The organism is Desulfotomaculum sp. (assembly GCF_982386235.1).
This window is the reverse complement of the sequence record NZ_CEVWQM010000020.1, coordinates 14955-29853: the sequence shown is the minus strand read 5'-3', so window position 1 is coordinate 29853 and position 14899 is coordinate 14955. Positions and strand designations below refer to the sequence as shown.

10 protein-coding genes are annotated in these 14899 nt (G+C 45.8%); 3 read left to right on the top strand and 7 right to left on the bottom strand.

Going from position 1 to position 14899, the window contains the following annotated elements; genetic code table 11:
• Positions 1-81: 81 nt before the first annotated feature.
• A complete protein-coding gene (locus AC1U9Z_RS12465; protein ID WP_333529249.1) occupies positions 82-1467 on the top strand; it encodes a trypsin-like peptidase domain-containing protein in 1386 nt (461 codons plus the stop codon).
• Positions 1468-1608: 141 nt separating this feature from the next.
• Here AC1U9Z_RS12465 and AC1U9Z_RS12460 read toward each other — a convergent pair whose 3' ends face one another.
• The 6 genes from AC1U9Z_RS12460 to addB all read right to left on the bottom strand — a co-directional run bounded on the left by AC1U9Z_RS12460 (position 1609) and on the right by addB (position 11434).
• Positions 1609-2466: a YitT family protein gene (locus AC1U9Z_RS12460; protein ID WP_333529248.1), complete on the bottom strand. Its 858-nt coding sequence runs from the start codon at positions 2464-2466 to the stop codon at positions 1609-1611.
• Positions 2467-2639: 173 nt separating this feature from the next.
• Positions 2640-2810, bottom strand: a complete 171-nt coding sequence (locus AC1U9Z_RS12455) for a type II toxin-antitoxin system antitoxin (RefSeq protein WP_333529247.1) — start codon at positions 2808-2810, stop codon at positions 2640-2642.
• A gap of 11 nt (positions 2811-2821) precedes the next feature.
• The gene (locus tag AC1U9Z_RS12450) at positions 2822-3664 is read right to left on the bottom strand and encodes an SPFH domain-containing protein (protein WP_333529246.1); all 843 of its coding nucleotides are present in this window, start codon (positions 3662-3664) and stop codon (positions 2822-2824) included.
• Positions 3665-3992: 328 nt separating this feature from the next.
• Complete coding sequence (locus tag AC1U9Z_RS12445; RefSeq protein WP_333529245.1) at positions 3993-4121, bottom strand: hypothetical protein; 129 nt, start codon at positions 4119-4121, stop codon at positions 3993-3995.
• Positions 4122-4242: 121 nt separating this feature from the next.
• Positions 4243-7968, bottom strand: coding sequence for a helicase-exonuclease AddAB subunit AddA (addA, locus tag AC1U9Z_RS12440; protein WP_333529244.1), 3726 nt, complete (start codon positions 7966-7968; stop codon positions 4243-4245).
• Positions 7961-11434, bottom strand: coding sequence for a helicase-exonuclease AddAB subunit AddB (gene addB / locus AC1U9Z_RS12435; RefSeq protein WP_333529243.1), 3474 nt, complete (start codon positions 11432-11434; stop codon positions 7961-7963). The genes addA and addB overlap by 8 nt, the downstream gene beginning before the upstream one ends.
• 349 nt (positions 11435-11783) lie before the next feature.
• On the opposite strand from addB, the gene AC1U9Z_RS12430 reads away from it, so the two are divergent.
• Both AC1U9Z_RS12430 and AC1U9Z_RS12425 read left to right on the top strand, forming a co-directional pair.
• Positions 11784-12143 (top strand): BlaI/MecI/CopY family transcriptional regulator, encoded by a 360-nt coding sequence (locus AC1U9Z_RS12430; RefSeq protein ID WP_333529242.1) that lies wholly within the window; start codon positions 11784-11786, stop codon positions 12141-12143.
• The gene (locus tag AC1U9Z_RS12425; RefSeq protein ID WP_333529241.1) at positions 12140-14344 is read left to right on the top strand and encodes a M56 family metallopeptidase; all 2205 of its coding nucleotides are present in this window, start codon (positions 12140-12142) and stop codon (positions 14342-14344) included. The genes AC1U9Z_RS12430 and AC1U9Z_RS12425 overlap by 4 nt, the downstream gene beginning before the upstream one ends.
• Before the next feature lie 118 nt (positions 14345-14462).
• Here AC1U9Z_RS12425 and AC1U9Z_RS12420 read toward each other — a convergent pair whose 3' ends face one another.
• Positions 14463-14807, bottom strand: a complete 345-nt coding sequence (locus tag AC1U9Z_RS12420) for a hypothetical protein (protein WP_333529240.1) — start codon at positions 14805-14807, stop codon at positions 14463-14465.
• Positions 14808-14899 lie beyond the last annotated feature (92 nt).

The following is a 14899-nucleotide window of genomic DNA, read 5'->3' as shown; positions in this document are numbered from 1 at the left end:
CTTTTCTCTAAATTTTTTGAAATTTAAAGTTTTTTGACCTTGATTACAGGGTCTTTAAACTTATTTCAATAGGAGGTAGCTATGAGAAAGACCCCGCTTACACTAATATTATTAACCATCATTACAATTTTATTTGGTATAACAGCTTTTCCCTCTCTAGCAAAGGCTGAAATATCGATTGTCATCAATAATTCTCCGCTGCATTGTGATACACCTCCCCAAACCATAAAAGGAAGTATGTTCGTGCCATTAAGGGCTATCTTAAACGGTTTGTCCATTAGTAATCAAAACATTCGTTATAAGAACGGGGTTATTTTGATTCATCAAGAACCAACCAAGCTTAAACTAACGATTGATAGTTTAACTGCGACAGTTAATGGTAAAAACATAACTTTATCCGTTCCACCCACAGTAATTCAAGGCCAGTCCTATGTTCCCCTTAGGTTTATAGCAGAATCCTTCGAGGCAGAAGTCAACTGGGATGACACTACCAACGCTGTGTATATTACAACGGCTCAAAATAGGTCTCCCCAAAGTAAAATGGACACCGTTAAGGTAGCCCAAAATGAACCAAGTGTTGTAACTGTTTTTTGTACCGATCAAGCAACAATGTCTCAGGGAAGCGGGGTCATCATAAGCCCCGATGGATTATTATTAACGAATTACCATGTAATTGACGGGTACGACACCATTCGGGTTTTGCGCAGCAATGGTACCCAGTACCCTGTTTCAGTCGTGAAATATGATGAAGGTATCGATATCGCTATTTTAAAAATTTATGACGCAAACTTAAAACCTGCATTGATCGGTGATTCGGATGATCTAAGGTTAGGAGAAGAAGTAATGGCCATCGGCAGTCCAGAGGGACTACAAAATACCATTTCAACTGGTATCGTTAGTGGTATTCCTACCATTCAAGGGATTCAATTGATCCAAACAACAACACCCATTACACATGGCAGTCATGGTGGTGGATTGTTTAATCGTCATGGACAATTAATCGGAATCACTTTTGCCGGCGGTGAAGGAAATCTTAACTTTGCTATCCCAATAAATGCGGTTAAGGATCTATTAGCAAATATTCGTAGTTTTAAACCACTGATAGATCTTGAAAAATCCAGTCAGCTAATAGAAGTCCCAAAACTGATTACCTGTGAGGATATTAATATTGACTGTGCACCGGTTAATATTACCAACCAGTTTTCAACCCAATCTAAAAGGGTATGTGTCTATGCCGAACTAAGCCAACCCTTATCACAGGATATTTCTGGTGCAGGTAATTGGTATTATAGGAATGGTCATCAGAGAGAGCTAGTTTTTCACTCCAAATTAAATCTCTTTAAGGGTGACGACAAATTCTACTTTTGGTTGGATGCCAGTGATGACTACCCCTTTGACTGCGGCAGGTGGGAATTTGAATTATTATTGGGCGATTATCATAAGAAAATAGATTTTTCAATTAACTAGTTGACATGTCAGGTGCATAATTCAAGGGGAGGTTCTTGAAGGGAGCAATCGGAAGTTTTGCATGAAATTAGACCAAACTGTCAGTTATTAACTGACGGTTTGGTCTTAGACTCTTAGACTCAAGGGGACGGTTCTCCTGAGTCAGGATTTGTAGCCACCAAATCCGTTCCCCGTCACTTCGGCTGTTTCGGTAACAAACATAAAGGCAAATTCATCACTGCGGATAACAATCTCCTTTAGCCTACCAATTTCAAAATTGTTGACTACACAGGTTATTACCTTCTTGGAACTCCCCGAAAATCCACCCTGGCCATCTAAAAGTGTTACACCCCGATGTAATTCTACAATTATTCGTTTAGCGATAACCTCACTTTTATCTGAAATGATCGTTACTGACTTATTACGGTTAATCCCCTCAATAACAAAATCGGTCACTTTACCGCTTACCCACATGGAAAGGGCCGTATACATCACTATTTTTAAATCAAAAAAGAAAATAAACAGAGCTAACACGGCAATATTGCTATAAAATAAAAATGTCCCTATGGCAATATTTTTCTTTTTTTTCATAACCATTGAGATAATATCCGCACCACCAGTGGATGCCCCAAACCGAAAAACTAATCCAGCACCGAAGCCACCCACCACACCTGAATAAATGGCTGCCAAAAACAAGTCTATTTGAGGTGCCTTAATATACGGTTTCGTTAAAGGAAGGGCTAGAACCATAATAAAAGTCCCCAATAAGCTGTAGATAATTAATTTTTTATTCAGTTCCTTTAATCCCCAAATAAAAATAGGAATATTTAAGAAAAAAATTCCCAGAGCAACTGGCAAATCCAATAGGTAATTACCCATTAAAGCCAGTCCCCCAACACCACCCGATAACAGGCCATAGGGAATAACCAACCCATTAAAGGCTACCGCCATGATAACTGCACCCGCTGTAACACCCAAAATCTTTTTGCCAATATTGACTGCTTCTTGTTTAAATGCCAATAAAACCACCTCTCATGCTATAGTTTAACCCAAAAACCAAGAGCAATTGGAGCAGGCCGTAAAAATTCATAGAGAAACTCGGCGGCATTATAGAAAAGGTTTATGCACCACAATAACCAAAAATGTCGCTTACCTACTAAAATAAGTGGGCAAGCGACATTACTTTATAATTCTTATTTAGTTTCAGGTTCTTTCTTTGGTAGTCTGCCAGCTTTCTTGACCGCTTCCCTGAGTAGATACTCAATATGTGCATTAACACTGCGCAGCTCATCGGCTGCCCATTTTTCCAGGGCCTCATGCAGTCGAGGGTCGATTCTTAAAGGGAAACTTTTTCTTGGTGGCACTTTATCACCTTCTAGTACAGGCTTCCTGCATTAATGACCGGCTGGGCTGACTTTTCAGAAACAATGGCCACCATTAAATTGTTGATCATGGTAACCTTGCGTTCATCGTCAAGCTCCACTGTACCTTCTTGAAGCAGTTTCTCAATGGCCATTTGAGCCATTCCCACTGCCCCTTCGACAATCTTTTGGCGGGCTGCAATAATAGCAGAGGCCTGTTGACGCTGCAACATGGCACTGGCAATTTCAGTTGCATAGGCCAGATGTGTCAAACGGGCTTCCATCACCTGAACACCTGCTACTTCCAAACGTGCTTGTAACTCTTTGCCTAGCTCAGCAGCAATTTCCTCTGTATTGCCACGCAAGGAATAGCCTTCACTTTCGAAATTATCATAGGGATATTTCGTAGCCACATGGCGCAAAGCCGTTTCACTTTGGATCTCCACAAATTGTTCGTAGCTATCAACATCAAACAAAGCTTTGGCCGAGTCCACTACCTTGAAAACAATTACAGCAGCAATTTCAATCGGATTCCCTTCTACATCGTTTACCTTTAATTTGGCACTGTTAAAGTTTCTTACCCTTAAGGAAACCTTTTTATTAACGGAAAAGGGAATGGTTAACCAGATGCCATTTTCCCGAATGCTACCCATATAGCGCCCAAAAAAAGTGACTGCCCTGGCCTGATTAGGCTGCACGATAACGATTCCACTGGCCAAAATGACAAAGGCAAAGATTACAAAGGCCCCCGTAATAAAGTGAAGCTTGAGGAAGAGATAAACGGCACTCCCTACTAAGGCAAGTAAAACTAAAATAGCCAAAAATCCATTTACCTTCCAAACATTCTTTTCGGTCATTTTATCGCCTCCAAGTTATATTTTACCGATACCAATATGATATCATTTTTATATTAAAAATAATAGTTGTAAGATCTCCCAATTCATTGGTAACAAGTGGTTTTTATAGATATATTCATTTATTGTTCTCGTAGGGAATGGTCAAGATCGTTCCCTACGCAGTATTTTTCAAATTATTTTTGCCCGTGTATGATGCAGAGAATACTTTATAAACGTAAATAAAAAATGCCAGCTCACCTTCTAAGAGGTGAAACTGGCCAAAACCGGAAAAGTTCAATTAAGGTATTCGATAAAAATAGGATATCTCCTGTCGCAAAATTGACAAATTTTACTCTTCTTCGTTAAAAGTTGCCAGGGGATTTGTTTGGTCATCTAATACATCTTTTAAGCGAACTAAACCGGGGCCGGCTAGCGTATCGGGCTTTGGTATAACAAGATCTTCAAAGTCTAGCAGCACAATCACCTCCCGATTTAGTAATGCTCATTGTGAAAAGATTCATGCTGGAAATTTCTTTGTTGTCAAGGGTCTTTTTTCAACTTGATAATATGGGTCACGGCCCATAGCTCATGGCCATTAGCTAAATATAAACAACTGCCCCATTATCAAAGAGATAAATTACCCGCTCCTTCACTGGTTTTCTTAAAATATCCTGCACAGCACGGGTATACAGGTTGATTTGCCCCCGGTACCGTTCCATTGGGGAAGCTTGCCCCTGGTATACCGAATCGGACTTATAATCAATCAGCAGATAACCATCCTGCTCATCCACCAGGCAATCAATAACTCCCTGAACCAAAACCATCTCCTGGGCATAGGCCCCGGGGAGATCCTGATAGATTTCCGTGGCGGGCAAGGCCAGACTAAAGGGCAGTTCCCGCTCTACCCGGGGGGCTTGCAGCACTCTTTGGCCGATGGGGCTGGCAAAGAAGCTTAAAATCTGGGCTGGATTAATCACCGCCGCCTGCTCCGGCAGGAGAATTTCCCTTTGCATCAGCTTTTCCAGAAGATGCTGAACAGCCTCTTCATCCGGCACCTGATCTAAGGATATATGCTGCATGACCAAGTGAAGGGCTGAACCCCTTTCGGCAGACGTCAAACCCTTGGCTTGCTGTAAAAATCGAGGGCGGCCAGTGATTTGAGGCCGATAGGGCATTATTCCTTCTTCTTGTTGAACAAATTGATCAAACTTGTGTTTTACCTCCGTCACAGCGGCTTTGGCCGGTCGGGTAGTGATCAAAGACCGTCCGTAGGTCCAGCTTAAGCGGCACTCAATTTCTGCTGCCAATGGTCCAGCCTCCAAGGGTTGGAGATTTTTTATTTGGGTCAAAAGTTCATGGGCCGGCCCGCTTTTTTCTTGATCCTTTTTTTGCATATCTTTCGTGGCATGGTATACTACCTGCCAATCCGACGGGTCCTCAGCCACTGCCCCGCAGGGCTGCATGTCTGCCTCCAGCAACCTGCGCAGTTCATGGCCCTTGCGGTGCCGGGCAATGGCTGGACAAAGCCAGTCCAGATAACACTTGGCGGCCATTCGTTCAGCATCCGGCAGAGGCCAGCCAGCCTGGGCCACGGAGGTACCCCACCTTTCCAGGGATTGTGCCAAATCTCGCACAGACCCCACCAGGATTAATTTTTCCCTGGCCCTGGTCAAGGCAACATACAGCACCCTCATTTCCTCGGCCACAGACTCCCTGCGAATCTGCTGCTTGAGCATAAGTTTCGGCAGGCTGGGGTAGGAAACCCGCTTACTTAGTTGAATAATCTGAGGCCCCAGGCCAAGTTCCTTATGCATGAGAACCTCTTTATTTAAATCCATTAGGTTGAACTTTTTGCCTAAACCTGCCACAAAGACAACGGGAAATTCCAAGCCCTTACTTTTGTGTATACTCATGATGCGAACCACGTCTTCATTTTCTCCCAATGATCTGGCTGCCCCTAAATCATTGCCGGCATTTTTGAGCCGTTCCACAAAGCGCAGGAAACGGAATAAGCCCCGAAAGGACGTGGCTTCATATTGTTTTGCCCGGTGGTAGAGTACCCGTAAATTGCCTTGTCTCTGGGTTCCTCCCACCATACCGCCAACATAATCATAGTAACCGGTTTCCCGGTACAGCAGCCAAATTAATTCTGCCAGCGAGCCCCGCCTGGCCCGGGAGCGCCACTCCTCCAGTTGGTTGAGGAATTTGCTTAGGTTAACAGATAAGGCACCGAACTCCCCCTGGGCAGCTGCTAAGACCGCATCGTAAAAATCCCCTTCCTTGCTGCAAAGGCGTATTTCAGCTAAATCCCCAGCCCCAAGGCCCACCATGGGGGACCTAAGCACCCCGGCCAAGGGGACATCCTGTCTGGGATTATCCAGTATTTTTAAGAGAGAGAGAAAGGTTTCTACCTCCACTGCCTCAAAGTAGCCCGTGCCCAGTTCAGCATAAGTGGGCACGCCCATATCCCTTAGTTCTTCCAGAAAGGTATTGGCTCGTCCCGTGGTGGCCCTCAGTAAAATAACGATATCACGATAACTTACCGGACGGTATTGACCCACAGCATGATCCCACACCTTAAATTCCGAACCCTTGACCATTTCTAAAATGCGCCCGCCGATTAGTCTGGCCTCAGCTTGATCATTATCTAAATCTTCCTGATCTTCAGACTCACCGCCAGTTTCTTCTGGTTCCGGCACCTCGACATTGATTATTTCTGCCTGCTTGTCCTTACGATCGATTAAATGAACTTCCACCGGACCCCCTGCTGTGATTACCCCATCCTGCTGGGGGTAATCAGCACCATAATGAAGCTCCTCCAATTGATCATAAAGTATTTCACCAGCAGCCTTGGTCATAATTTGACGGAAAATAAAGTTAACCCCATGCACAATCTCCAATCGGCTGCGGAAGTTTTTACTCAGTCCGATGCGAATACCCTCTGGTTTGTCAGAGTGACGATAGCGTTCCGATTTGCTAAGAAATAGTTTCGGTTCCGCCAACCGGAAGCGGTAAATACTTTGTTTAACATCTCCCACCATGAAACGGTTATTTGTTTTAGAAACCAGCCTTAAAATCGTCTCCTGCACAGCATTGATATCCTGATATTCATCCACCAGTACTTCGGCAAACTTTTGTTGTAATTCAAGGGCCACAGCCGAGGGGTGCAGTTCACCCTCAGGACTGTTTTTATCGAGCAGGATGGCCAGGCAATAGTGCTCCAGGTCCCCAAAATCCACCAACCCCTTGGCCTGTTTTTTCTGCTGGTAAAGCGCCATAAACTCAATGGTCAGATTGGCTAACTCGCTGATGAGGGGCTGTAAAGAACGTAAGTCCTCTAAAATAACGGAGGGCTCGGCACAGAAATAAGTGTTTAATAGCTCATTAAACTTATCTTTGGCCTTATTCCTTAGGCCCTGGGCTTTATTCTTCAAATTGTCATCAATCTCACCCCGGCAAGGGCTTAATTTACCCCACTTAACCAAGGTCAAGGAACGGTATAATTGATCCCAACAAACACTACTTGAACTATTGGCCAGGGGCTCAATAGTGATCATATCTACCCCCAGGGTTTTGCCATAGGGTTCCGGTCCGCCTGGCTGTCTGGCCAACCGATCTGCCTGTTTGAGAAGGCCTAAAACTCCCCTCAGTTCCTGAATAACATATTCCTTTATCTGCGTTAGCCAGGGTAGATCATCTAGGGTTTTATCCTCGGAAATAGCATAGTTTTCCGCCAGTCCCTGCAACCAATGTTTAGGCAGGGGATGACTGCCAGAAAAACGATATAGTTCCAGAACTAATTCCTGTAATTTGGCATCATCCCTTGGGCCACCGTAACTATCCACCAAAAGGGCAAAGGTTTCTGACCCTTCCCGATTATAACGTGCTTCAAAGAGTTCCTCCAGCACATCCAAGCGCAAGAGTTCCGACTCGGATTCATCGGCCACCCGGAAACCCGGGTCTAAATCCAATTGGTAAAAGTAACGTCTTAATAAATCCAGACAGAAGGAGTGCAGGGTGGTAATGGAGGCGTGGTTCAACATGGTTAACTGTTTCGTAAGTTTTTTAGAAAAGGGGTTATCCTCGATGGCCTTTCTCAAGGCCTGGCCAATACGTTCACGCATTTCCGCCGCTGCGGCATTGGTGAAGGTAACAACTAATAGTTGGTCCACATCTACCGGCTTGTGGGGATCGGTAATTAATTGAATAATCCTTTCCACCAGAACTGCGGTTTTACCGGCACCGGCGGCGGCGGCCACTAATAGGTTATGATCACGGGTGGTAATGGCAGCCAGTTGTTCTTCGGTCCATCTTTTATCACTCATGTTTATCACCCAGGCTTTCCTTGATCAGCGACCAGAGTACCTGCTCCTCTTGATCTGCCAGCAGTCGGAATAAGTTATCCTCCAGCAGTGGGTCAAACTGGCAAACTGCTTTAAAGATGCAGTAAGAGCAAGCCTTTTCTTTCCCTCTCTGATAGGGACTTAGACTAACATCTCCGTTAAGCAGACGCTGACCAATGGACTTTAATTTAACCTCTAGGTAATCTCTTAACAGCTTAAACTGTTCTTCCGTAAGAACCTTGGAATTAGCATAAAAGTCCCCATTCTTCTTCAAACCCACAGGCAATAATTCCGATTGCCCGCTCATCCCTTGATCCATTTGGGCAATCACCAATGGATCAGCAAGTAACAGACCTTTCATTTTTAGCTGTTTAAGAAGACTTTTCTCAGCCTCTTCTTCTGTTATGGGACCGGCAGTGGTCAACAAAGGGTCCCGGACACTAAAATAAAGCATACCAGCGGGCAAAGCCTCATGCTGGGTCAATCGCTTTGCCTGACGCAGGGCTACATCCAGATAGGTAAGCAGTTGCAGCTTTAAACCGTGGACAATATCGTTTAATCGAATGTCCGGTTGTCCCGACTTATAGTCAATAACCGAAAAATAGTGCTGCCCACCCTCACAGGCACTATCAATGCGGTCAATACGCCCCACCATTTCCATTTGATAACCCTCCGCACAAGTCAATTGGACTGCCGGCAATTCAGCCTGAGGACCAAAGCCCAGTTCCACCGCTATTGGTCGAAAGGCACCCCTTCTGGCATGTTCCGTCAGAGTAAATATCGCTCTTTCTAAGGTTCTTCTCAGCTTCTTAATTAAATAACGATGCCGGGCGGTACTGAGAAGAATTTCATTTTGCAATTGAGGTGCCAGTTCAGCCACTATTTCCCCGGTGAGGGTGACTATCTGGGTACGGGATAATTGGCCCCAATCCATTTTTAGAAGCTTTATTTGATCCGCAAATTGTTTAAGGGCTGCATGGAAGAACTGCCCCAAATCCGGTGCGGCTAATTTAAACTGGCCGCGTTCCTTTAGTTTTAGGCCATGGGCTAGAAAATGGGAAAAGGGACAGGTGATAAAACGTTCCAGGCGAGACACACTGGCCCTTAAAGGATGGCCATACAATCTACGCCCCAGGCTCGCAGGCAGAGGGGTTTCCTGATTTACATGATAGAGGCCAGCCAACGCCCTAGCACAGGATTCCTGATACTGGGGGTGCCGGACAAACCAAGAATAAACATCCCGCCACACTGGATCTACCGGATGGCCAGCCACCGTTTCTCTAAACATAGAGGCTAAATAAGATAGGGTGCGACCCGGACTGGCCACAAAAGACAGATCCCCCTCTCCCCCGGCAGCGGGCGGTTCCACTGACAAAATATGTTCTTCAACAAGGGGCAGCAGTTCCTTAACCCGCTGCACGACCTGGGATGGTCTAAGGGCCTTTCCCTCGTCATCCGCCTGGGGATAGCTAAGCCACAGCTTTTCACTGGCCCTGGTTAGGGCCACATAGATTAAATATTGCTCATCAAAAAGCTTTCTTCTGATCCCCGGTGCTATATTTACACCATTTTCCCTTAATGTTTCCCGCTCAGAGTCACTAAATAATCCCTCTTCCGTTGGCCGAGCCGGTAAAACACCGTCACTGATACCAAGCACCAGCGCTGCCCTAACATTGGGGTTCCGAGAACGCTCCAGTGTCCCTACCACCACTTGATCTAGTCCCGGTGGAATAAGGCCCAGCTTTAAACCTTCCAGCCCAGCCTCCAGAACCTGGGCGTATTCTTCCAAACTCAGTTCCTCATCTCCCATGGCCTCGACAATCTCATCCAACAACAGGATGACATTATCCCAGATCTGGGCATGTTCTCTGGCCTCGATTAACCGACCGGCCTTCTCTGCTTCCTTCGCCCAAACTTCCATACGCTCGGCCACAGCCAAAGATTCCAGTAATTCAAAAAGGGCCGTGGTGATATCACGGACCTGACGACATTTCGTTGCCTTTTTATAAAAATCATTTAGCTGTGCAATGGCAGCATAGCGTATCTGATTAATTTGGGCCAGTTCCTCTGCCGCACGGTCATTAAACTCCTGATCCTCACCCAGGGTATACTGCTTCCGATAGGTCCAAGCCCTGTTGTCAATCCAACGATTACCCCGGATGCCGTGGGATAGGACGTAATTTTCCAGCCAATCTATTTCGTTGCGCTGTACGGGAACCAAATCTGTTTTTAAATAGCGAAAGACCGGGTCATAGGTCCACCGTTGACAGACCACCTCCAGGGCACTGCGTATCAGTTCCACCAGTGGATGATGGAGCACCTGCCTTTTTTGATCAATAAAAACAGGTATCCCATAATCAGCAAAAATGGTACTGACGAGGTCACCATAATTGGCTAAATCCCTCAGCATGATCACAATATCCCGCCAATGCATGCCCTCTTCCCGGCAGAGGCGAATCGTTTCCCTGGCCGCAGCCTCCACCTCCGCCCGGCGGTTGGCACAGGCCACCAGGGTTACCCCCTGGGCCGTGTTCCCGGCTTGCAGTGGGTGATTGAAGTAGTTTTTCTCTAAATGGGCAATGGCAGATTCCCTGGCAAAGCGAACCGGCGTATCAGCCTGGCATAATCTCGGTTCCTCCAGGGGAACTCTTAAAGAGCCAGCCAGATCCCGTAGGGTATGATAGGTCTCCACCGTGGGGTAAAACAGCTCCAATTCCTCGCAAGCTTCCACTAAGTAAATGGGATCAAAGCAAAGTGCCACATGTACCCTGGCTGCGGTACCTAGAATTTGCTCGATCACCCCGTATTCCTGGGGTGTAAAACCAGTAAAACCATCGATGTATATTTCTGCTCCTTGAACAGTAGGAGACCCCTTAAGGTGCTGGGCCAGCAAATTTAAATAATCATCTGGATCGATAAAACGATCTGCTAAAAATTCTTCAAAATCTTTATAGAGCAGATTAAGATCCTGAAGTTTATCCAAAATGGTACTGCCCTTTGCACCCTGCATATGATGTAAGCCCTTTTGTAAGTCCCCCGGTTCAACGCTGTAAAGTTTTAACTCCGACAAGGTACTGGCCAAACTGTCGGCAAAACCAGGCTGCTTTGCTGCCCGGTGAAATATTCTCAACTCTGACTTACGACGCTCAATAATTCGCCGGAGTACCATCTTTTTACCTAATTCACCAAGATGGGCCCTGGCGGACCCACCCATCTCTTGGAGAACCCGGTAGGCCAAACGACGAAAGCTTAAGACCTGGGCTCGGATCATGCCCTTCAGTTCCGGGGTGGTGGCCAGCATGTATTCATATTGAAAAGTGGCTTGTTCCGGTACCAACAGAATAATGGGCCCTTCCCCCTGATTTTCCCGCAGCTTCTGTTGTACCTCTGCTAAACAGCTATGACTCTTGCCACTTCCTGCCCTACCAACGATAAAGCGAAGGCTCAAAATTGCTTCCCCCTTCGTAAAACTATCCATTTCAAAATTCGTGCCTGTTTGGCTAAATCCCTTTTCCTTTATTGCTTGACTTACTGTTAATAAGTGCCTAAGAAGAAAAATGACTGCCAGCCAAAGGCGGACAGTCACAAGAAACAATGGTGAACCTACCCGCTAACAAGCTGAATACGGAAAGAAAGCACCTCATTTCCAGGCGATCCTCTGGGAATAAGGCGTTTTCGTCTATACAGAGAGATAAAGGAGGTTGCCCGAATAAACTTTTTTCTTGACAAATACAGGTCGAATGCGTCAGACTCAAAATAAGGTCTAACACATTCGACTCTGCAAGGAGGGGCTTCAAATGGGGGACATAAAAATATTCGACGCCGAATACCGTTTCATGTGTATTGTCTGGGAGAAAGAGCCGATTAACTCAACGGAACTTGTCAAGCTGTGTCAGAGCAAATTCGGGTGGAAAAAATCCACTACGTACTCCGTTATCAAGCGACTGTCGGAGCGGGGTGTGTTAAAAAACGAGAAAGCCGTTGTAACGGCCCTCGTTAAACGCATACAGGTACAAAAATACGAGAGCGAACAGATACTCGAAAAGGCCTTCGACAACTCTTTACCCTGCTTTGTCGCTGCGTTTTTGCAGGACAAAAAGCTCACGCGGGACGAGGCCGAACAAATCAGGAAAATGATTCAGGAGGCGACGAAATGAGCGGATTGCTGATCGGAATTCTGAACATGAGCCTGAGCGCGAGCTTCATCGCGCTGATCGTCATCCTGATCCGTCCGGCCCTGAGAAAAGCACCGAAAATCTATTCGTATGCGCTTTGGGCGGTGGTATTCTTTCGGCTTGTTTGCCCCTTTTCGATCCAATTGCCGATGAGCGCCGTTCCTGTGCAACCACAAACCATACCACACGATATCATTTTTTCCCAGAACCCATCCATCCAAAGCGGGGTACCGGCCGTCGATCATGCCGTCAATACCGCTATTGAAAAATCCCTGCCGCCCGTAAGCCCCATAAACAGCGCCAATCCTGTTCAAATTGCGCTGGAAATCGGATCGTATCTTTGGCTGGCTGGCATTTTTGCGCTGTTGCTGTATGGGCTGATCAGCTATCTGCGTTTGAAAAAACGGGTCATGACCGCAATCCTGGTAAGTAACAACGTTTACGAAACCGATCTGATCAAAACACCCTTTGTGCTGGGCTTTCTGCATCCCAGAATCTATATCCCCACAGGGCTTGGTGAAAAAGAGCTTGAATATGTGATAGCACATGAGCGGACGCATATCCGACGCCTTGATTATCTGATCAAGCCGCTGGCCTTTTTGATCACATGCGCGCATTGGTTTAATCCCATCGTCTGGGTTTCCTACGCACTGATGGCGAGGGACATGGAGCTGTCAGCGGACGAGCGTGTGATGAAACGCTATGATTCCGACATCCGAGGCGATTATTCCCATTCCCTTCTCGCTCTGTCGGCTAAAAAAAGCGGGCTTCCCAGCCCGCTGGCTTTTGGCGAAACGGGAGTAAAGGCAAGGGTGAAGAATGTGCTGCATTATAAAAAGCCCACGTTTTGGATACGCGCAGCGGCGACCGTGGCTGTCGTCGCAATCAGCATTTTTCTTTTGGCCAGCAGGCCAATGGAACCGACCCTCGAAAACCCGTCAAATCAAGGCACCCGGCCAAACTCATTACCGGAAAGTGCTTCAGGGCTTTCGGAAACAGCCTATGCAACCGATTATGATAGGGTGAAAATTACGTTTCATTCCGAAAACAAGGGTTTTAAGACGGCAGACGAGTTTGAGACAACCGACACCAAAATCGTGGCATATATTGATACAACCCTCCGAACGAGCCGGACGTCAGCACAAGAGGATGATTTGGAAAATAATCATACCAATCAGTATACGATAAAATTGTCAAATGAGATCGGTGGATATAGCTGCGGGCTTTACTACGATACGCTGTATGATAAGGCTTACATCGTAAAAGACGGCGGCCTTTACGAAACAGGGACCGATTTTGCGCGTTATATCGATTCGTTTCTGGAGAATGCAAACATTACCGTCCATATAGATGACCCCGATGCCGCAGCTCTGTTTCATGCCTATGGCTGGACACTGGATTATCAGCTTGGCGGGATAAATTATGGGTTAAACAAGATCAAAGTTTTATCTGAATTTGACCCAGGTACATATTATTTTGCCTATAATAACGAGCTTTCAAAGGATATCGGCCTGGACATGAACAGATACGCCACCGCCAACATTGATGTAGAAATCTACCGAATCCATGAGCCTATGCCGCAGGAGTTCCACCCGATAGAGAATTGCAGAGGCATTGTCGTCAAAAACGGCGGCAAAATCATCGGCGCTTTCATCAGCGCCGGTCGACACAGCACTTTTAACGCCTGCAGTCTGAAAGGCAACAGCTTTGAAAAAGTGACTGGGCAAACGCTTTATGAATGGCTTGCGGACAGGATTGAAAGGGATAGCGTCGAAAAAAGGTTATCCAAATTACAGCCGGAACAGGTCATTGAGAAATATTTCGCGGCACTGGATCGAAAAGACACTAAGACCGCGCAATACTGCATCTCGAAAAAAACGCTGCTGGAGAATTTGACGATCAATATACCAAACGATGCGTTATTTAACGAAAGAATCGGACTGCCTTTAACAGATGCCAATATTGGAACAAAGTCAAGTTTTGATAACCCGAAATTCGCAAAAATTTTGAAAACAGAACGGATTAAAGAGGAGCCCGATAAAAAAACGAAGGTCTTTAGGGTAACGGTGGATCTTCGATACAATGAAGCGTGGGATGGTATCAACGGAGAACAGTATTGGGATTGCGGTATGGTTTACGAATCTCCTCAAACGGGATGGAAAATAGAATGGTTTGGACATTAGAGCTTAAGCATTAAACGCGCTTGTTTCATCGCCGCCTCAACCCAACAGTGATTAACACAAGGCGGGCAGTCACAAGCAAAGGGTAAACGGAATACGGAGAAAGGGGCTGTGCCGAAACTTAACGTTTCGGCACAGCTTTTTCAGGTTTCTTCTGCTTGCCAACCGCATTGAAGGCCGTTAGTACCACTGAGTTGCCCTCCCGGCTTACCTCCAGCCGATAATCAATAATTCCCTGTTTATAAAGCTCTAGTTTAAGTTCCAACAAAGCTTTACCAACCTGTTCTTGAAGTTCCGGGGTGAAAAAGGAATGCATGCCCTCCTGATCGGAATCTTTCTTGACAGGTTTAATTTTTGGTTTATGGACAATTGTATCCTCCCAAGTATTTTCAAAGGTAGCCTCTTCCTTGTAACCGGCAAACATTTCTTGATCCGTAAGGTTTTTGCGAATTTTGTTTTTACTCATTGTTTATCACCTATCTTATCTTGTTCTCTAAATAGATATTTCTCACCCATCATAAAAAATCCTGTCTCAATTTAAATCTCCTTTGATAAACC

Excerpts from the sequence above, each read along its gene's own strand:
- AC1U9Z_RS12430 (WP_333529242.1), top strand. The coding sequence starts at position 11,784 with ATGGGGGACATAAAAATATTCGACGCCGAATACCGTTTCATGTGTATT.
- AC1U9Z_RS12420 (WP_333529240.1), bottom strand. The coding sequence starts at position 14,807 with ATGAGTAAAAACAAAATTCGCAAAAACCTTACGGATCAAGAAATGTTT.
- AC1U9Z_RS12450 (WP_333529246.1), bottom strand. The coding sequence starts at position 3,664 with ATGACCGAAAAGAATGTTTGGAAGGTAAATGGATTTTTGGCTATTTTA.
- addA (WP_333529244.1), bottom strand. The coding sequence starts at position 7,968 with ATGAGTGATAAAAGATGGACCGAAGAACAACTGGCTGCCATTACCACC.
- AC1U9Z_RS12425 (WP_333529241.1), top strand. The coding sequence starts at position 12,140 with ATGAGCGGATTGCTGATCGGAATTCTGAACATGAGCCTGAGCGCGAGC.
- AC1U9Z_RS12465 (WP_333529249.1), top strand. The coding sequence starts at position 82 with ATGAGAAAGACCCCGCTTACACTAATATTATTAACCATCATTACAATT.